This window comes from Nocardia wallacei (assembly GCF_029868745.1).
GTDB lineage: Bacteria > Actinomycetota > Actinomycetes > Mycobacteriales > Mycobacteriaceae > Nocardia > Nocardia wallacei_B.
The window spans coordinates 1-18058 of sequence record NZ_JARWOP010000283.1 but is presented as its reverse complement, the minus strand read 5'-3'; the positions used below and the strand labels follow the sequence as shown (position 1 = coordinate 18058).

At 70.0% G+C, this 18058-nt stretch carries 20 protein-coding genes; 6 read left to right on the top strand and 14 right to left on the bottom strand.

Annotation, left to right across the window (positions count from 1 at the left end; genetic code table 11):
• The 4 genes from QH470_RS25730 to lysX all read right to left on the bottom strand — a co-directional run.
• Positions 1 to 304, bottom strand: a 304-nt coding sequence (locus QH470_RS25730; RefSeq protein ID WP_280274920.1) for a hypothetical protein, incomplete at its 3' end; no start/stop codon positions are given.
• A gap of 209 nt (positions 305 to 513) precedes the next feature.
• Entirely contained in the window at positions 514 to 795 is a 282-nt protein-coding gene (locus QH470_RS25725) for a hypothetical protein (RefSeq protein WP_280274919.1), read from the bottom strand.
• 115 nt (positions 796 to 910) lie between these two features.
• Complete coding sequence (locus tag QH470_RS25720; protein ID WP_280274918.1) at positions 911 to 1543, bottom strand: histidine phosphatase family protein; 633 nt, start codon at positions 1541 to 1543, stop codon at positions 911 to 913.
• Between the two features lie 43 nt (positions 1544 to 1586).
• On the bottom strand, positions 1587 to 4904 hold the full coding sequence (lysX, locus tag QH470_RS25715; protein ID WP_425302778.1) for a bifunctional lysylphosphatidylglycerol synthetase/lysine--tRNA ligase LysX: 3318 nt from the start codon (positions 4902 to 4904) through the stop codon (positions 1587 to 1589).
• 108 nt (positions 4905 to 5012) lie between these two features.
• On the opposite strand from lysX, the gene QH470_RS25710 reads away from it, so the two are divergent.
• On the top strand, positions 5013 to 5234 hold the full coding sequence (locus QH470_RS25710) for an RNA-binding S4 domain-containing protein (protein ID WP_280274917.1): 222 nt from the start codon (positions 5013 to 5015) through the stop codon (positions 5232 to 5234).
• Positions 5235 to 5262: 28 nt separating this feature from the next.
• On the opposite strand, the gene rraA is transcribed toward QH470_RS25710, so the two are convergent.
• Genes rraA through QH470_RS25680 form a run of 6 tightly spaced genes read right to left on the bottom strand, consistent with a single transcriptional unit; the run spans position 5263 to position 9192 of the window.
• Complete coding sequence (rraA, locus tag QH470_RS25705; protein WP_280274916.1) at positions 5263 to 5751, bottom strand: ribonuclease E activity regulator RraA; 489 nt, start codon at positions 5749 to 5751, stop codon at positions 5263 to 5265.
• Positions 5752 to 5769: 18 nt separating this feature from the next.
• Positions 5770 to 6708 carry a CopD family protein gene (locus QH470_RS25700; protein WP_280274915.1) on the bottom strand — a complete coding sequence of 313 codons (939 nt, stop codon included), beginning with the start codon at positions 6706 to 6708 and terminating at the stop codon, positions 5770 to 5772.
• On the bottom strand, positions 6705 to 7241 hold the full coding sequence (locus tag QH470_RS25695; protein WP_425302780.1) for a copper resistance CopC family protein: 537 nt from the start codon (positions 7239 to 7241) through the stop codon (positions 6705 to 6707). The genes QH470_RS25700 and QH470_RS25695 overlap by 4 nt, the downstream gene beginning before the upstream one ends.
• A complete protein-coding gene (locus QH470_RS25690) occupies positions 7241 to 7900 on the bottom strand; it encodes a YcnI family protein (RefSeq protein ID WP_280274913.1) in 660 nt (219 codons plus the stop codon). The genes QH470_RS25695 and QH470_RS25690 overlap by 1 nt, the downstream gene beginning before the upstream one ends.
• A 39-nt stretch (positions 7901 to 7939) precedes the next feature.
• A complete protein-coding gene (locus QH470_RS25685; RefSeq protein ID WP_280274912.1) occupies positions 7940 to 8503 on the bottom strand; it encodes a hypothetical protein in 564 nt (187 codons plus the stop codon).
• 47 nt (positions 8504 to 8550) lie between these two features.
• Positions 8551 to 9192, bottom strand: coding sequence for a DUF6474 family protein (locus QH470_RS25680; RefSeq protein ID WP_280274911.1), 642 nt, complete (start codon positions 9190 to 9192; stop codon positions 8551 to 8553).
• A gap of 207 nt (positions 9193 to 9399) precedes the next feature.
• Between QH470_RS25680 and QH470_RS25675 the strand changes: the two genes are divergently transcribed.
• The 4 genes from QH470_RS25675 (at position 9400) to QH470_RS25660 (ending at position 14439) form a co-directional block, all read left to right on the top strand.
• The gene (locus QH470_RS25675; RefSeq protein ID WP_280274910.1) at positions 9400 to 11199 is read left to right on the top strand and encodes a TM0106 family RecB-like putative nuclease; all 1800 of its coding nucleotides are present in this window, start codon (positions 9400 to 9402) and stop codon (positions 11197 to 11199) included.
• A gap of 9 nt (positions 11200 to 11208) precedes the next feature.
• Positions 11209 to 13179, top strand: coding sequence for a molecular chaperone HtpG (htpG, locus tag QH470_RS25670; RefSeq protein WP_280274909.1), 1971 nt, complete (start codon positions 11209 to 11211; stop codon positions 13177 to 13179).
• A gap of 245 nt (positions 13180 to 13424) precedes the next feature.
• A complete protein-coding gene (locus QH470_RS25665) occupies positions 13425 to 13625 on the top strand; it encodes a cold-shock protein (RefSeq protein WP_024801330.1) in 201 nt (66 codons plus the stop codon).
• A gap of 148 nt (positions 13626 to 13773) precedes the next feature.
• On the top strand, positions 13774 to 14439 hold the full coding sequence (locus QH470_RS25660) for a DUF1361 domain-containing protein (RefSeq protein WP_280274908.1): 666 nt from the start codon (positions 13774 to 13776) through the stop codon (positions 14437 to 14439).
• A 27-nt stretch (positions 14440 to 14466) separates the two neighbouring features.
• Here the strand turns inward: QH470_RS25660 and QH470_RS25655 are convergent, their stop codons facing one another.
• On the bottom strand, positions 14467 to 15234 hold the full coding sequence (locus QH470_RS25655) for an SDR family NAD(P)-dependent oxidoreductase (protein ID WP_280274907.1): 768 nt from the start codon (positions 15232 to 15234) through the stop codon (positions 14467 to 14469).
• A 143-nt stretch (positions 15235 to 15377) separates the two neighbouring features.
• On the opposite strand from QH470_RS25655, the gene QH470_RS25650 reads away from it, so the two are divergent.
• Entirely contained in the window at positions 15378 to 16055 is a 678-nt protein-coding gene (locus QH470_RS25650; RefSeq protein ID WP_280274906.1) for a TetR/AcrR family transcriptional regulator, read from the top strand.
• Positions 16056 to 16101: 46 nt separating this feature from the next.
• Here QH470_RS25650 and QH470_RS25645 read toward each other — a convergent pair whose 3' ends face one another.
• From QH470_RS25645 to QH470_RS25635, 3 genes are all read right to left on the bottom strand, one after another.
• A complete protein-coding gene (locus QH470_RS25645; protein ID WP_280274905.1) occupies positions 16102 to 16821 on the bottom strand; it encodes a TMEM165/GDT1 family protein in 720 nt (239 codons plus the stop codon).
• Between the two features lie 356 nt (positions 16822 to 17177).
• On the bottom strand, positions 17178 to 17705 hold the full coding sequence (locus QH470_RS25640; protein ID WP_280274904.1) for a peptidase: 528 nt from the start codon (positions 17703 to 17705) through the stop codon (positions 17178 to 17180).
• Positions 17706 to 17736: 31 nt separating this feature from the next.
• Positions 17737 to 18039, bottom strand: coding sequence for an alpha/beta fold hydrolase (locus QH470_RS25635; protein ID WP_425302779.1), 303 nt, complete (start codon positions 18037 to 18039; stop codon positions 17737 to 17739).
• Between the last annotated feature and the right edge of the window lie 19 nt (positions 18040 to 18058).

The window sequence follows — 18058 nt, the reverse complement described above, 5'->3', positions numbered from 1 at the left end:
GCACTCCCGGGAACGGGTTCTGGTTCGGGGTATCGGGTCGTCGGTTGTCGCCGTCGGGGCCGCGCCGGTCGTCGCCGCGGTGGTCACCGTCGTTGCGATGGTCCTGGTCGCCCGGCGGGCGCTGGCCGTCCGGTTGCCAGGCGATCGAGGTGGCGGTCGCGTCCGCGTCGGTGGTGGCGGCGAAGGCCGGGACTGCGACGGCCGTCAGGGAGACGGCGGCCAGGGCGCCCGCGGCGGCGACGCGGATCACCCGGCCGCGAGCGCGGGCCGGCTTGGTGGACGAGGTGTTCGCGGTGTTCGACAACGCAATCTCTTTCTGTCGGAAGATGAATCGCCGCGGTCGGCGTTCACGCTTCCCATAGAAGTCGCGGAGGCTGGGACGGGAATGCGATCCGCCTGGCAACCGTCTGGGAACGGACAGCGCTCGCGCCCGCCGACACGACGCGCGGGCCGACAACGCACGAAGGGCCACTCCGTGGCGGAGTGGCCCTCGTCTCGGGAACTGTGCGGTGGTCAGCCGAAGGAGCCGGTGGGCGGTAGCTGCGGGCCGTCGGGGCCGGGGTGGAACGGGCCGGGACCACCCGGACCCGGCCGGCCGGGACCGTCGCCCGGTCCGTGGTGGCGGTGGTGATGGCCGTCGCCGTGGTGCTGCGGCCAATCGACGTCGCCGGCCGCGGGCGCGTCGGCGAAGGCCGGAACCGCCACCGCGGCGATCGGCACTGCGGCCAGCGCACCGGCGACGGCGACCCGGGCGACGGCGCGCCGGGAACGGGTTGACTTCCTGGTTGAGAGCAACGGAATGCCTTTCTCTAGGAACATGAGCCGCCACGAGCGCACGGCCCACGAGATCCCATCGAACGTGTCGTTGCTGAGACCGGAATCCGACCCGACTGGCAGTTTCCTGGGAGTTTCAGGCCCCGCCGGCGAGATTGCGCGGCAACAGGTCCCAGACGTGCCCGTTCTCGTTGACGGTGGCCGCGGTCCGGGTGCCCGTGCGCGAGTACAGGATTCGGGTGATCGAGCAGTAGTCGATCGGGAAGGTCAGCGGGCGCGCCAGGCCCAGCACGTCCTGCAGCAGCACGTTGATCACGCCGCCGTGCGCGAAGACGACCACCGTGTCGGAGCGGTCGGCGGCCGAGACGAGCCGATCGACCGATTCCAGCACCCGGCCGATGAACGCCGGGCCGTCGATCTGCTCGGGCAGATACCCGGATTTGATGCGGTCGTAGGTGGCCCGGAACTCCCGGCGCGCGTCCTCGATCGGGATGTACACGGGCAGGTCGCGGTCGTACTCGGCGAGGTTGTCGACGGTCTCGACCGCGAGTCCCAGCTTCTCCGCCGTCGGAACGGCCGTCGCCACGGCGCGGCGCTGCGGACTGCTGACCACGCGGGTGACACGGTGCGGCCCGCCCTCCATCCGGGCCAGCACGTCCGGCACCCGCGCCGCCTGCGCGGCGCCCAACTCCGTGAGTTCCGGATCGGCCGGGCCGGACGTGGTGAACACCCGCTCCGGCTGGGCATGACGTACGAGAACAAGCTGCACCCGTCCTACTCTGCCGTACCGGGCGGGCAGCGGGCACGGCGGCTCAGCCCCGCGGTTTCACCAGGGGGAAGGGCAGGGTTTCGCGGATGCTGCGGCCGGTGATCAGCATGACCACCCGGTCCACGCCGACGCCGAGACCACCGGTCGGGGGCATGGCGAATTCCAGCGCCTGCAGGAATTCCTCGTCCAGTTCCATCGCCTCGGGGTCGCCGCCGGCGGCCAGCAGCGACTGCTCGGTGAGGCGGCGGCGCTGTTCGATCGGATTGGTCAGCTCGCTGTAGGCGGTGCCAAGCTCCACGCCCCAGGCCACCAGGTCCCAGCGTTCGGCCACGCCCGGGATGGCACGGTGGGCGCGGGTCAGCGGCGACACCGAGGTGGGGAAGTCGATGTAGAACGTGGGTTCCTCGGTGCGGTCCTCGACCAGGTGTTCGTACATCTCCAGCACGATCTGCCCGGCGTCCCAGCCGAATTGGTACGGCACGTCGGCCTTGTCGCACAGCGTGCGCAGCCGTTCCGCCTCGGTGTCGGGGCCGATCGTCTCGCCGATGGCCGCCGAGATGGCGCCGTGCACCGTCTTGACCGGCCAGTCGCCGGAGATGTCCACCTCGGTCAGGGCGCCGTCCGGCCCCGGCCGCAGCGCGACGCATTTCCCGTTGGCGGCCACCGCCGCCTCCTGGATCAGCTGCCGGCAGGCGTGCATCATCCGCTCGTAATCGCTGTGCGCCTCATAGGCTTCCAGGATCGTGAACTCCGGGTTGTGGCTGTAATCCACACCCTCGTTGCGGAACACCCGGCCCAGCTCGAACACCTTCTCCATGCCGCCGACGCACAGCCGCTTCAGGTAGAGCTCCGGCGCGATGCGCAGATACAGGTCGAGGTCGTAGGCGTTGATGTGGGTGGTGAACGGCGTGGCATTGGCGCCGCCGTGCACCTGCTGCAGCACCGGCGTCTCCACCTCGAGAAAACCCCAGCCGTGCAACGTGTCCCGCAGTGACCGCACCACCGCGCTGCGCTTGGCCAGCACCTCGCGGGCCTCGGTGTTGACCGCCATGTCGACGTAGCGCCGCCGCACCCGCGCCTCGGGATCGGCGAGGCCCTTCCACTTGTCCGGCAGCGGATGCAGGCACTTGCCGATCATCCGCCAGTCCTGGGCCAGCAGCGACAGCTCGCCGCGGCGGCTGTGCCCGACCTGGCCGCTGACCTCGATCAGGTCGCCGAGATCGAAGTACTCGTCGAAATCGGTGGCCCGGTCGGCGCCCACCCGGCCGCGATCGATGACCAGTTGGATGTCGTCGGACCAGTCGCGCAGCACCGCGAAGATCACCCCGCCGTAGTCGCGAATCCGTAACAGCCGCCCGCACACTCGCACCGTGGTGCCCTTGGGCGAGCGCCGGGCCGCGGCCACGGTGTGGGTCGGGGGATAGGCGACCGGATAGGCGTCCACGCCCGCGGTCTCCAGCCGCTGCACCTTGTCCATCCGGACCCGCACCTGTTCGGGCCGCCGCGCGGCCTGCTCGAGTTCGGCGGGCGGGAGTTCGGGCGGGCTGCCGTCGGCGTGCAGGCCGGTGACCATCGGCGGCACCGCCGAATGTAAGCCGGTGTGCGCCATGGCATCCGGTTGCTTGCCGAAGCGCGGCAGGAAGCCCTCGGCCAGCGCGCTGGCCATCGCGACGCGGGGCAGTTGGCGGCGGTCCTCGAACAGGAAGAACCGCGGCACCCACTGCGGCTGGTATTTCACGTTGGACCGGTACAGCGCCTCCAGCTGCCACCAGCGCGAGAAGAACATCAGCACACTGCGCCACAGCCGCAGCACGGGCCCGGCGCCGATCCGCCCGCCCTCCTCGAACACCGAGCGGAAGACCGCGAAATTCAGCGACACCCGGGTGATGCCGTACTGCCCGGAGCTGAGGGCCAGCTGCGAGATCATCAGTTCCATGACCCCGTTGGGGCCCTTGGGATCACGTCGCATCACATCCAGCGACACCCCCGTGCGCCCCCACGGCACCAGCGACAGCAGGCCCCACACCCGGCCCTGCTTGTCCACCGCCTCGACCAGCAAGCAGCAGCCGTCCAGCGGATCGCCGAGGCGGCCCAGCGCCATCGAGAAGCCGCGTTCGGTCTCGGTGTCGCGCCAGGCGTCGGCGCGCGAGATCATCTGCTCGGTCTCGTCGGGGGTGAGTTCGCCGTGGCGGCGGATGCGCACCGAGAAACCCTGCTTGAGCAGCCGGTTCCCGGCCTGGCGGACCTGCTTCAGCTCCGGTCCGGCCAGCGAGAACGAGCGGGTGTCGAGGATGGCCTCGTCACCCAGGCGCAGGGCCGAGAGACCCGCCCGCCGGTAGGCGGTGGCGCCCTGTTCGCTCGCGCCCATGACCGCGGGCGCCCAGCCGTACTGGTCGGCCAGCCGCAGCCAGGCGTCGATCGCCTGCGGCCAGGCCTCGCGGACCCCGATCGGATCGCCGGAGGCCAGGCAGACGCCCAACTCCACGCGATAGGTGAGCGCCGCCTTGCCGCTCGGCGCGAACACCACCGCCTTGTCGCGGCGGGTGGCGAAGTAGCCGAGCGAATCCTCCACGTCCGAACGTTCCAGCAGCCCGCGCAGCGCCGACTCGTCAGGTCCGGTCATGGCGTTCTCGGCGCGCTGCGAACGGAACAGCACGACGACCGCGGCCATCAGGGCGAGGAAACCGAAGAAGCCGAGCAGCAGGTTGACCAGGTGCGGCGGATGACCGTCGAAATTGTCGTTGCTGACCAGGATCGTCGCCGTCACCCGGGAGATCGCCCACAGCGGGCGTTCGGCGCCGCGCGGCAGGGTGCCCGGGAACAGCTCCACCAGTCCCCAGCCGACCAGGCATCCGATCGCCAGCCCACCGGCCAGCACGCCGAGCGCCCGCCACGCCGCGCCGCGCCGCACGTGGGTGTAGAACTCCGACCACGCGGCGACCAGCAGGCCGATCACCAGGGCGTGCACCACGAGCGCGACGAGATCGTGAACATTGCCCTCGTCGGCGAATTCGAGCGCGTTGGCCAGCGCCAGCAACGCCATGTAGATGACCAGCAGCCACCACGCGACGCGCTTGCGGCTGGCGGTGGCGCCGGCCAGCAGGCCGACGATCAGCGCCCACACCAGGCTGGTGTCGGGGGCGTCGAAGTAGTAGGCGTCGAGGTAGCGCCGCGGGACCTGGGTGATGAAGCGTAGGCCGGGGGAGATACTCCACAATCCGCACAGGACGGCGAACACGCCCAGGACGAGACCGACGATGTGGGGCACCTCGCGCAACCGCCCGTGCCCGCGATGCGGCACCTCCGGCGACCGCGGTCTGTGCTCGGTGTCCTGGTGTTGCCGGTCCTGCGTCGAAGTCACCGAATCAGTGTGAATGTTGTCCGCGCTCGTGCACAGAACGTAGCCGGGCATGTCCGTGCCGTGAGCCCGGGATGCGTCACACCGGATCGGAAAGGTAATGATGTATGCATGTCGGATCCAGTCGATGTACCGATCGATGACGAAGTCATTCGGCTCGGGCAGTTTCTCAAGCTGGCCAATCTCATCGATACCGGCTCGGAGGCGAAGACGGTCATAGCCTCCGGCCTGGTTCGCGTCAACGACGAGGTCGAGTTACGTCGCGGGCGTCAGTTGCACGCGGGCGACGTGGTCGCGCTGGCGGGACACGAGGCCCGCGTGGTCAACCCCTGACGCAACTGCGACAGTGGCGCAGTTGCGCTTACGGCTCGGCCCGGACCACGATGCCGTCGGCATCGCTGTAGAGCATCTCGCCGGGCACGAAGGTGACGCCGCCGAACTCGACCGGTACGTCGCGCTCGCCCGCACCGGTCTGGGTGCTCTTGCGCGGATTGGTGCCCAGTGCCTTGACGCCGATGTCGAGGGTGCGCAGGATCGCCGAGTCGCGCACCGCGCCGTGGACCACGACGCCGGACCAGCCGTTGTCCACGCCGCGACCGGCGATGATGTCGCCGACCAGCGCGGTGTGCACACTGGCGCCGCCGTCGACCACCAGCACCCGGCCTGCGCCGGGTTCGCTCAGCGTCTGCTTGACCAGCAGGTTGTCCTGGAAGCATCGAATGGTGACGATGCGCCCGGCGAAGGCCTCGCGGCCGCCGAACTGCGTGAACTGGGTATCGCAGCTGCGAATGTCGGGGCCGATCTCGTCGGCCAGGTCGGCTGTCGCGACATGGTGTGCTGATTCGGTCACGGATGCCAGCTTGCCACGTTACGCGGTCACGGCCAGGGAGGCCGCCAGCCCGAACACCACCGCCATCGTCACCACCTCGAAAATCGCTCGGCGCAGCGAGGATTCGGCGGTCATGCGGTGGTCACCGGCGAGCGGCACCCAGCGGCGACGCCACCACCAGCCCAGCGCCAGCAGTCCGGCCAGCAGCGCCGTCTTGGCCAGCAGGATGCGGCCGTAGCCGGTGTCGAGCAGCGGGCTCAGCCCGCCCAGCCGGACCAGGCCGTTACACACGCCGGTCACCGTCACCACCGCCAGTGCGGGCAGTGCCCACGCCGAGTAGCGCGGCAGTACCACCGCCCACTCGCCGCGGGTGCGGGTCACCAGCGCCAGCGCCAGCAGCAGCCCGAACCAGACCGCCGCGGCCAGCGCGTGCCCCGCGGCCAGCACCGAGCCGAACGCCTGCTGCGACATGTGCCCGGTGATCGGCCGCAGCACCAGCGCGACCGCCGCGAACACCACCACCAGATCGGCGGTGGCGTGCCGCGGCCGCCGATAGGCCAGGGTGCAGTAGCCGGTGATCGAGCAGGTGCCGATCAGGATCGCGATGCCGACCTGTCCGCCGCTGATATGCGCGAGATAGTCGCCGAACTGCCCTATCCGCAATCGCAGCACCGGGACGCCGACCACCTGCGCGGCCTCGCACGCGAGCACCGCGAATTCCGTTGCGGCCCAGAGCCCGCCGATTCCGGCCGCGAGCCGCCACGGCGGCCGCAGCCGGTCGTGCAGCCGGGGCAGGGCGGCCAGGCCGAGAACCACCGCGCCGGCGCAGTCGGCCAGCGCGCGCACCGGCGCCTCGGACTGCACCGGATCCGATGCGGCCAGCGCCCACGCCAGTGCCGCGCCGAGCAGCGCCGCGGGAACGACCAGCAGCAGCGCCGCCCGCAGGGCGGTCGAACTGCCGCCGGTCGCCTTGCTCACTGCTGTCTGCGGGCGCTCCCGCGGCCGAGCAGCAGCACCGCCAGCACCCCGCCCAGGATCACGACCGCGGCGACGATGAACACCCACACCGGAATTCCGCCGGACTCGCCGTCGCCGGACTCGCTCGCCGCACCGGCCTTCGCGCCGGGGGCGCCGTTGCCGGGCGTGGTCAGGGTGAAGGTCCGGGTGCCGCTGACCGGGTGGCCGTCGGCGGAGGTGACCCGGTACGCGATCGTGTACTGCCCGGCCGGTCCCAGCTCGCCCACCGCGACGCTGACGGCGGGCCCGTTCACCTCGGGTTGTCCCTTGTCCCAGCGGTTTCCGTCCGGCCCGACGACCGTCAGCGACGGGAAACTCGGCTGTAGATTCTCGTTGAAGGTGAGGGAGACGCGGGCCGGTCCGGCGGCGAGCTGCGCGCCGTCGGCCGGATCGGTGGCGATCACCGCGGAATGTGCGGCGGCCGGACCGGCGCTCAGCGCGGCCAGGCCGCCCAACAGCAGGGCGGCCACGACGCCGGTGAGCAGCCGCCGGATCACGACCGCCGGCCTCGGAGCAGGGCGCCCAGCCCGAGCAGCGCGCCGACCGCGCCGAGGGCGAGGCCGATGCCGCCGAGCCAGCGTGCCGTGTCGTCGGTCTCGTGCTCGTCGTCGTCGCTGTCGCCCGCCGTGACGCCGTGCGCGTCACCGGAACCGCTTGCGGCGAGGGCGATCTCAGGGGCGGGGTGTTCCGGCTCGGCGCCGTCGGGGCCCATCGGCTGGTTCCACTCGACGACCTTGCCGTCGCTGTAGGTCTGGGCGGCGGGGAAGCTCACCGTGTCCTGCGCGGGCAGCGGTCCGACGGCGAGCACGAAGCGCTGGAACTGAGTGGCGTTCACGCCGGGATTACCGGGGTCGGCGGTCCAGGTGACGGCCACGATCTGGTTCTGGTCGTTCTTGTCGATCCGGGTGCTCCAGCCCGGCAGCGGTTCGGTGCGCGCCGAACTCAGGCCGGGCAGCTTGACGGTCAGGCCGGTGGTGGCCGCGGTCGCCGATTCGGTCGGGACCCGGAAGGTGACGACGGCGTAGCCGCCCTGCTTGGCGCCGGGCGCGTCGGCCGTGACGTGTGCGGCCGCGGTGCCGGTGGCCAGCAGGGCCAGTCCGGTGGCGGCGCCGGCCGCGACGAGGGCGCGCGAGATCCGCGAGAGTGTGGACATGCGAAAGACTTTCTCGGTGAGGGAATGAGTGTCGGCTGGTCAGGCCCACACCGGCGGCGCGCGCGCACCGATCGCGCCGGGACGGAGAAAGCGATACGTCCGGGTCGTCGCGCCGGGCCAGCGGGCCGCGCGCGCCACGGGCGGCGGGCACGGCACGCTCGTGCTGCTCCGGACGGCTTGCGAGACAGCGCGATACAGCCGCTCGGCGGCGGCGATCAGCACCGCGCACAGCAGCGCCCCGAGCACGTGCGCGAGCAGCATCCAGCTCGACGGCAAGGGGATCTCGCCGCCGAAAAAGTCCGCGGCAGGGGAGTTTTCGCGGGTTGCCGCACCGTGGTCGTGACCGACGGCCGCGGTGAGCGCCACGTGCCCGGCGAGCTGCCCGCCCACCAGCATGGCGAAAAGCCATGCGCGACCGCGAGTTCCGGTCGTCCGCCGAACTCCGGTGAGCGTGCCGATCACCGCCGCCGCGAGCACCAGCAGCATCGATGAGGTCGACCCCGGATAGCCGCCCCCGGCGGCCCCGTGCGCGGCCACCGCCAGCACCGCGACGGCCGCACCGGTCAGCGTGCCGCGAATCCGGCCCGTGGGTGCGGAACCCACCGGCCGGGGTGGAGGCGGACCGGGGTGGAGCATGGGCGGGGTCGGAGTCAGTGAACGCCGAGGCGTGCGAGGACGTCGGCCTCGATGCCGGACAGTTCGTGGGAGATGGAGGTGTGCACGGCGCGGCGGCGCTGGGGCGGCATCTGTTCGGCGGTGCGGACGGCGGCGGTCAGGCTCTCCAGGCGATCACGGGTGGCGGTGACGAACTTTCCGGCGTCGTCATCGTCGTTGCCCTTGGCCGCGATCTTGTCGAGTGCCGCTTCGGCATTGGCGACGCGCGCCTGCAGCTTCGCGCCGTGCCCGCTGAAGTCGGTGAGTTGATCGAGTCCGATGCCCAGCCGGTGCGCCCGGCGGGTGTCGAGCTGCCCGCGGACGAATGTCGCGGCGCGATAGGCCAACGGGGCCAGCACCGGGATCAGCACTCGGGCCACACCCAGATACTTCTTGACCTGACCGGCCGACAGCAGGTCGCGCTCGGCCTTCTCGGCTTTCTTCAACGCGGCCTTCTCTTCTGCCTTCAGCGTCGCGATCTGCTGTTTGGCGACATCGCGCTGGGCGCGGATCTCGGCGCGGTTGCGCTTGCGTTCGTTGCGGGCGCCGAGCTTGGCCTCCAGGGCGGCCTTGTGCTTGAGGGCTTTCGCCTCGGCCTTGCGGTCCGCCCGCCCCTTGCGCTTGGTGAACAACCCCATCCGAAGGCCCTCCATGTAGTAATGCCAGTCCGCACAGGCAGCCGCTACCTGCCGTGTCTTTCGATGCACACACAGTTTGCGCCAACCCTAACCGGTCGGTGTGACCGCCTGCGAGGGCACGCGGCGCCCGATCGCCGAGCGCCGGTTCGAGACCGCGCGTGCGGTGCGGTTCGCGAGGGTGTCGGGGGTCTGGACCATACTGCTTACGTGTATTCGGGCAGCGGCGATCGGAACGGTCGCGATGACGACGGCGGGAGCGCCGAGCGGCGGGGGGCCGCGGTGCCCGGGGCGCGGGCGGTCGCGCCGGGCGTGGAGCGGGAAACACGTTCCGCCGCAAGCCCTGTCGAAAGACAGCGGGTGGCCTACGTCGACGCGCGGGCGCTGATCGGTTGCCGGCACCGGTTGCTGCTGGAGGCCACTCATCCCGAGGTGCTGACGGGCGTGGCCGAGGACGCGGGAATCAAGCAGCGCCGCGAGGCGGCGGTGGCGCATCGCGCACACGTGCGCGACACCCTGGTGTCGGCCGATCCCGACGGCTGGGTCGTCATCGATCCCACGCTCCCGGCCGCCGAGCGCGCCGCGGCCACCCTGCGCGCCTGTGCCGAGGGCGCGGGGCGCATCTGGGGCGCGCTGCTGCCGCAGGAGCCGGAGACCGGTCGGCGCGGCGGCTCGGAGATCCTGCTGCGCGATACCGACCGCGGCGGCTACATCCCGGTGATCGTGGTGAACCACAAGGTCACCGACCCACGCCAGCCCGACCCGGCCGACCACCACCCGCTGACCTCGGACCTGTACCGCTGGGATCCCCAGCCGGACCGGCACGTCCGGGTCCGCACCCAGCCGCGCGACCAGCAGCGGCTGGCCCATCTCTACCGCATGCTCCAGCGCCACGGCCTGGCCGGCCCGGCGCTGGTCGGCGGCGCGATCGGCTACCACTTCGACCGCATCCTGGTGCACGAGCTGGGCCCGCTGCTCGACGAGTACGACCGCCGCTACGCCGACCGCATCGGGGTGGTGCGTGGCGAGCTGCCGACGATCCCGTCCAAGGTGCCCGAATGCCGCCGCTGCCCGTGGTGGAGCCGTTCCGCCGCGCCCGAGATCCCCAGCTGCGAGCGCTGGTTGACGGAGCATCGCGATGTCAGCCTGGTCGCCCCCGGCTCGCGCGCCGAACTGCTGCGCCGCCACGGCGTGCAGACCATCGAGGATCTGGCGAGCTGGACGGGCGACGACCCGGACGACTGGCAGCACGAGCCCTTCGCCGAGACGGTGGTCACCGCGCGCGCCTGGATCTCCGGCGCCCCGCTGGTCCGCCGTTTCGAACAGGTGCGCGTGCAGCGCGCCGACGTGGAGGTCGACGTCGACCTGGAGAGCTTCCAGGAATACGGCGCCTACCTGTGGGGCACGCTGCTCGACGGCGTGTACCGCCCGTTCGTCACCTGGGATCCGCTGCCCACGAACGACGAGGCCCGCTCCTTCGCCGAGTTCTGGGGCTGGCTGATGGGCGTGCGCGCCGAGGCCGCGGTGGCGGGGAAAACCTTTGCGGCGTATTGCTATTCGCGCACCGCCGAGGACAAATGGCTCTACGAGTCGGCCCGCCGGTTCGCGGGCATGCCGGGCGTGCCGACCGAGCACCAGGTGCGCGATTTCGTCGACGGCCCGCAGTGGGTCGACATGTTCCAGGCCGTCTCCGAACAGTTCATCTGCCCGAACGGCAAGGGCCTGAAGAAGATCGCCCCCGTGGCCGGGTTCTCCTGGCGCGATCCGGAGGCCGGCGGCGAGGCGTCGATGAGCTGGTACCGGCACGCGGTCGGCTACGACGGCGAACCCGATCTCACCCAGCGCACCCGCCTGCTCGAATACAACGAGGACGACGTGCGCGCCACCCTCGCGCTGCGCGAGTGGATGTCGCCGCGCCGCCCCGGCGCGCGGAGCGCCGAGACCGAGGTCCCGGCCATGATCGACTTCCGGGGACCCAGCCCCGTGCCGTCGACCGCGCGGCCGTCGTAATATCTGGTCGTGACTGAGCACGTCGAACAGCTGGAGTTTCAGGCCGAGACTCATCAGCTCCTGGAACTGATGATCCACTCGGTCTACTCGAACAAGGACACTTTCCTCCGCGAATTGATCTCGAACGCCTCCGATGCGCTGGACAAACTGCGCCTGGAGTCGTTCCGGGACAAGGATCTCGAGGTGGACACCTCGGATCTACACGTCGAACTGGAGGTCGACCAGGAGAACCGGATCCTCACCGTCCGCGACAACGGCATCGGCATGTCGCGGGCCGAGGTGGTGGACCTGATCGGCACTCTGGCCAAGTCGGGCACCGCCGAGATGCGCCGGCAACTGCTGGAGGCCAAGAAGTCGCAGACCGAGGCCGAGGAACTGATCGGTCAGTTCGGTATCGGCTTCTACTCGACCTTCATGGTGGCCGACAAGGTCATCCTGACCACCCGCCGCGCCGGCGAGACGACCGCCACCCGGTGGGAGTCCGCCGCGGGCAGCTCCACCTACACCATCGAAACCCTGGACGAGGCGCCGCCGGGCACCGCGGTGTCGCTGCACCTCAAGCCGGCCGACGAAGAGGATCACCTCTTCGACTACACCCAGGAGTGGAAGCTCCGCGACATCGTCAAGAAGTACTCCGATTTCATCGCCTGGCCGATCCGCATGCAGGTGGAGCGGACCGTCACCGAGGGTGAGGGCGAGGACAAGCAGGAGAAGACGATCCTCGAGGAGCAGACGCTCAACTCGCAGAAGGCGCTGTGGACACGGCCCAAGAGCGAGGTCTCCGAGGAGGAGTACAAGGAGTTCTACAAGCACGTCTCGCACGCCTGGGACGATCCGCTGGAGACCATCCCGCTCAAGGCCGAGGGCACCTTCGAATATCAAGCGCTGCTGTTCATTCCGTCGCACGCGCCGTTCGATCTGTTCCAGCGTGACCACCAGCGCGGCGTGCAGCTCTACGTCCGCCGCGTGTTCATCATGGACAACTGCGAAGAGCTGATGCCGGAGTATCTGCGCTTCGTCAAGGGCGTGGTGGACGCGCAGGACCTGTCGCTCAACGTCTCGCGCGAGATCCTGCAGCAGGACCGGCAGATCCAGATGATCCGCAAGCGCCTGGTGCGCAAGGTGCTGTCGACCATCAAGGAGATGCAGTCCGCCGCGTCCGAGAAATCCGAGGACGAGTCGAAGTACGCGACCTTCTGGAAGGAGTTCGGCCGCGTCCTCAAGGAGGGCCTGCTGTCGGACTTCGACAACCGCGAGACCATTCTGCAGGTCTCCTCCTTCGCCTCCACGCATTCTGACGAGCAGCCGACCACGCTCGCGGAGTACGTGGAGCGCATGCGGGACGGCCAGGACGCCATCTACTACATGACCGGCGAGTCCCGGCAGCAGATCGAGAACTCGCCGCACATGGAGGCGTTCAAGGCCAAGGGTCTCGAGGTGCTGGTTCTCACCGATCCGGTCGACGAGATGTGGGTCGGCTCGGTGCCGGAGTTCGACGGCAAGAAGTTCCAGTCCATCGCCAAGGGCGAGGTGGATCTGGAGAGCGAGGAGGAGAAGAAGGCCTCCGAGCAGCTGCGCGAACAGCAGGAGAAGGACTTCGGCGACGTGCTGAAGTGGATGCAGGAGACGCTCAGCGACAGCGTGAAGGAGGTGCGGCTGTCGAGCCGCCTGACCACCTCACCGGCGTGTGTCGTGGGTGACGTCTTCGACTTCACCCCGCAGCTGGAGCGCATGTACCGGGCATCGGGCCAGGCGCTGCCGGAGACCAAGCGCATCCTGGAACTCAATCCGGGTCATCCGCTGGTCACGGGTCTGCGCGACGCGTACGGCGAGCACGGATCCGATGCCGACAAGTCCGCCGATCTCGCTCAGACCGCCGAATTGCTGTACGGCACGGCGGTTTTGGCCGAGGGCGGCGAGCTGAAGGATCCGGCGCACTTCGCTCAGGTGCTGGCCGAGCGGCTCACCCGCTCGCTGTAAACCGACCGACCGATCCGCTCGGGGCGGCTGTGATCCTGGTCATGGCCGCCCCGGCACCGGAACCTTTTCGGTGCCGATGCGTTACTGTAGATGGTCGCATCTTTTGTGTGTTCGTGTTCATCATGCTCGCGCGGAGCATTGTGCGGGCGTCGCTTCTCCTTGCCAGGCAAGTTGCAAGTCGCCGTCTGGATGCGACCCGGACGCCGCAGCCGCGGCGCCGGCAACAACCCTTTCAGGAGAAGAAAATGGTTCAGGGAACCGTGAAGTGGTTCAACGCGGAGAAGGGCTACGGCTTCATCGCGCACGAGGGCGGCCCGGACGTGTTCGTCCACTACTCGGAGATCGAGGGCAGCGGCTACCGCGGCCTCGACGAGGGCCAGCAGGTGAGCTTCGAGATCACCCAGGGCAAGAAGGGCCCCCAGGCCTCCGGCGTCCGCGCCCTGTAAGCGCAGACCACCACATCAAAGCCCACACCGATAACGGTGTGGGCTTTGTGCTGTGAATCGGTGTGGGCCTTGTGTTGTCGAGCGGCGTGAGCCTTGGGTTGTCCGCTCGGCCCGCGGAGCACCGCCGTGCGTACCTCATCATGGAGGTATGAATGTGCTCGATTCGGTGGGGGCGAGCCTGGTGCACGTGGCTCGTCGAGATTTCTTCTGGATGGCCTGGAACTCCGTGCTGGCGTGGATCCCGGTGGCCTTGGCGTTGCTCGTGTTCCGCACCGGCCGCGGGGCCGGGACGGCGGCGCGGTCGCCGTTCTGGTGGGCGGGTCTGGTGCTGTTCGTGCTGTTCCTGCCCAACGCGCCGTACGTGGTGACCGATCTGGTGCACCTGCGCTACGACATCCACGCGGTCGGCGACGGGCCGGTGGTGACGACCGTGCTGCCGCTGTACACGGTGTTCATCGTCTCCGGCTTCCTGGCCTACTATCTGGCCCTGGCCGAGGTCGGCCGGTTCCTGGACGCGAGCGGGCTCGGCCGTTATCGGCTGCCCGTCACGCTCGGCCTGCACCTGTCGTGCGCGGTCGGCGTGTTCCTGGGCCGGTGGGCCCGGCTCAACAGCTGGGAGCCGGTGGTGCAGCCGCACACCACCTTCGACCGCATCCTGCTGGCCCTCAGCTGGTCCTGGGCTCCCGCCGCGATCGTGGTGCTGTTCCTGGTCAACGCCGTCGGCCACTTCGTGACGAAGGCCGTCGCCGAGGCCACCATCGACAGCACCCGCCGTGTTCTGGTCCGTTTGCGCCCGGCCTCGGACGCTTCCTGACAGCCGGGCGCGGTCCGCGGCCTCGCGTCAGCGCGGCGCCATGCGCAGGGCGCCGTCCATGCGGAAGACCTCGCCGTTGAGGTAGTCGTGCTCGACGATGTACTGCGCCAGCTGCGCGTACTCGTCGGGGCGGCCCAGGCGCGAGGGGAACGGCACGCCCGCCTCCAGGCCCTTGCGGTACTCCTCGGTGACACCGGCCAGCATCGGGGTGTCGATGATGCCGGGGGCGATGGTGTCCACCCGGATGCCGAACTGCGCCAGGTCGCGGGCGGCCGGGATGGTCATGCCCGCCACGCCGCCCTTGGACGCCGAATAGGCGATCTGGCCGACCTGGCCCTCGAAGGCCGCCACCGACGCGGTGTTGATGACGACGCCGCGCTGGCCGTACTCGTCGACCGGCTCGGTCTTGGCGATGGCGTCGGAGGCCAGCCGCATCACGTTGAAGGTGCCGAGCAGGTTCACGGTGATGACCGTGCGGAACAGCTCCAGATCGTGCGGGCCGTTCTTGGACAGGATCCGGCCGGCCCAGCCGACGCCGGCGCAGTTCACGACGATGCGCGGCGGCACGCCGGACTCGACGACCGTGGCGACGGCGGCGGCCACCTCGTCGCCGCTGGTGACATCGGTCGGAATCAGGGTGACGCCCGGCGGCACGCTGTCGCCGGCGCGCTCGATGGACTGCTGCAGGTCCAGCCCGAATACGGTGGCCCCCAGGTCGGCGAAGCGCGCGGCGGTCGCGGCGCCCAGGCCGGACGCAGCTCCGGTGACGATTGCGGCGGATCCCGAAATCTCCACGGTGTTTTGGTCCTCTCGTTTGTGACGGCCCTCGCTGGCCTTCCGTCAACAAGCACCATAACCGGCGTTCCGGGCGATTCGGCCGGGGGCCGCCGCCGAACCGTTTGTGAACAGGGGTGTTCCCCGGTGCTACCGTCGTCGGTATGCCAGAGTCGGCCAGCACCGTTCGTCAGCTGCCCCGCGGCCGTCACGGCCTGCCCCGGGCGACGGTGGTCGCGGCGCAGCGCGACCGCATCCTGACCGCGATGGCCGACGCGATGGCCGAGAACGGTTACGTGGGAACGTCGGTGGCCGCGATCATCAAACGGGCCGGGGTGTCCCGGGAGACCTTCTACGAGCAGTTCCGTTCCAAGGAGGACTGTTTCGAGGCGGCCTACGAGCGGGCGGTCCGGCTGTTGCTGGACCGTCTCGCGGAAGCGGCTGGGGCGCTGCGGGATTCGGCCTCGGGGCTGGAGGAGCGGATGCGCGTGCTGCTCACCGCGTATCTCGACGGCCTGACGAGCGAGCCCGCCTACGCGCGGCTGTATCTCGTCGAGGTGTATGCCGTGGGCCCGCGGGCGGTCGCGCGCCGCGCCCTGTTGCAGGAGTCGTTCGTCGAGATGCTGGCCGAGACGCTCGACGCCCGGACCGAGCCACAGCGTTTCGCGTGTCAGGCGCTGGTGTCCGCGTTGAGCGCCATGGTGACGACTCGCATCGCCGCCGACGACACGGCCGGGCTGCACGCACTGCGCGAACCGATGCTGGAACTGGTGCGCCGCAGCGGCGACCTGTTCGGCGCGGCTCCCGCCGCGGCCACCCAGCCTGGTCTTGTCCCGGGCTGAGTAGCGCCCTCACCCGTCGCTGTCGAGCGATGTGCTTGCGGCGCGCTCAACGATGGGTGTCGAGATGGTCGGGTGTGCTCTCCGCAGCGGTGCGCGCGGTGGTCCGGGCGAGTCCCCACAGCACCGCACCGGCTACCGCGGGTGCGACCGTCGCGAGGGCCAGTTCGGGGGCCCGGCCCAGGTCCGGCGCCAGCGCGGACAGCAGGGTGGCGGTGCCGATGTAGAGGAACAGCAGGCCCGATCCGATCGCGATCAGTCGTTCGGGCAGATGCTTGCCGACGGTGATGCCGATCGCGATGGCGAGCGCTCCGGCGGCGACCATGCCGAGCACCGACCCGGTCCACACCGCGAGCCAGCTGTGGTTGGACGACAGCGCGACGGTGGCGAACATGGTCCGGTCGCCGAGTTCGGCGAGCAGGAAGGCCGAGACCACGACGAAGAAGGCCCGTCCCGGTGGTTGCGCCGCGGCCTCGGGCGCCACCTCCGAATCGTCGCCGGCGGTGTGGGCCTCGCGCAGCGTCCACAGGCCGACGGTCAGCAGGATGACACCGGTGCAGATCGCGATCAGCTCGGTGGGCAGCGCGGCGCCGAGGAAATGCCCGACGCCGGTGGCGATCAGGTTCACCGCGACGCTCGCGACGGCGATGCCGGACAGCACGATCCACCACCGGTAGCGCAGGGCGAAAGTCAGCGCCATCAGCTGCGATTTGTCGCCGAGTTCGGCGACGAACAGCACGCCGAAGCTCAGCAATATCGTGGCGATCATGAAACGGCTCCCAGGTCTCCGGCCTGCCGGCCGAAGACGGAGCGCGCCCTCAGCCGACAACGCATCCGAATGCTCGGTTGGTCTTGTCGTCGGCCGAAGGTCTCGCCCACCGGCACGGAGCCGGTTCACGTGCCCGGACCCCGACGCGATATCCGCCGCGGGTCAGTATGTCGATCACGTGATTCGGGGCTACTCCCCTTCGCTGTCCAGAAGCCTACCCTGAGTTACCGGGGCGCGCCAACACCCTTTCGTCGAAATCGCAATGCGCGCAATAAGTTTGGCGATCCACGCCGAACTTTTCGGGTACCCGTCCACGGTCGGCAGGGTACCCGTCCGGGGACGGCAGCCGACCCGATTCAGGCGGCGAGCAGCATGGCCAGCACCGCGGTGTCGGGGTCGCTGTTCGGGTCGACGCCGACTCGGCTCACCATGGTGGTGACCGTGCCGTCGAGTTCCGTCTCCACCCACGCGGCGCGATGTTCCAGACCCAGATGCGGGACGCCGGGCAGCAGTACGCAACCCGAAGCCGCCGCCGCGCACTCCGGCAGGGACGGCCTGGTCTCCGACGGCGGGTGCAGCATGATCAGCGCGGGCGGCGCGTGCTCGGCGAATCGGCCGGGCTCGACGGCCTCGTCGCCCAGCACCGGACCCTCGGCCAGCACCAGGCCGACGGTGCCCGGATCCGGGTCGTCGGGCAGATCCTCGCGGGCGCCGAAGACCGTCGAGGTGGACAGCAGGCCGGGCAGGCTGGCGACCCGCACGGCGAGCACCAGCAGCTGTGCCCACTCCTTGGTGGTGTCGGGCCAGCGGCCGCCGATGAGAAAACCCCGTAGCAGGCCCTGCGCCTGGAAGGGCGTGACCAGTACCTGATCGTTGCTGCGCATGGATGCCTCCCGGGGTGCTCACCGAGCCTGTTCATTGCTTGGTGAGTACCCGAGAATGACGCAAACAATGTCTGGCACACAAGTACCAGAGAGTGCCAAATGCCTGGTAACAGGCCTGAAACACGAAGCGGGGGCCCGCCCGCCGCCCGGGGGGGGGGGCCCCCCGCCGGGGGGGGGGGCGCGGAGTGGGGCGGGGGGCGCGGGGCGGGCGGGGGGGGGGGGCGCTCTTGCCGAAGCCCTTGTGGTCGGCCACGACCACGCGGTGGGTGCCCGACAACGGGCCGACGAGATGCCGCCACAGGTATCCCCAGGTCGGTTCGCCGTGCAAGAGCACGATCGGTGCACCGTCGCGG

Excerpts from the sequence above, each read along its gene's own strand:
- QH470_RS25710 (WP_280274917.1), top strand. The coding sequence starts at position 5,013 with ATGTCGGATCCAGTCGATGTACCGATCGATGACGAAGTCATTCGGCTC.
- QH470_RS25690 (WP_280274913.1), bottom strand. The coding sequence starts at position 7,900 with ATGTCCACACTCTCGCGGATCTCGCGCGCCCTCGTCGCGGCCGGCGCC.
- QH470_RS25680 (WP_280274911.1), bottom strand. The coding sequence starts at position 9,192 with ATGGGGTTGTTCACCAAGCGCAAGGGGCGGGCGGACCGCAAGGCCGAG.
- QH470_RS25665 (WP_024801330.1), top strand. The coding sequence starts at position 13,425 with ATGGTTCAGGGAACCGTGAAGTGGTTCAACGCGGAGAAGGGCTACGGC.
- QH470_RS25660 (WP_280274908.1), top strand. The coding sequence starts at position 13,774 with ATGAATGTGCTCGATTCGGTGGGGGCGAGCCTGGTGCACGTGGCTCGT.
- QH470_RS25650 (WP_280274906.1), top strand. The coding sequence starts at position 15,378 with ATGCCAGAGTCGGCCAGCACCGTTCGTCAGCTGCCCCGCGGCCGTCAC.
- QH470_RS25645 (WP_280274905.1), bottom strand. The coding sequence starts at position 16,821 with ATGATCGCCACGATATTGCTGAGCTTCGGCGTGCTGTTCGTCGCCGAA.
- QH470_RS25640 (WP_280274904.1), bottom strand. The coding sequence starts at position 17,705 with ATGCGCAGCAACGATCAGGTACTGGTCACGCCCTTCCAGGCGCAGGGC.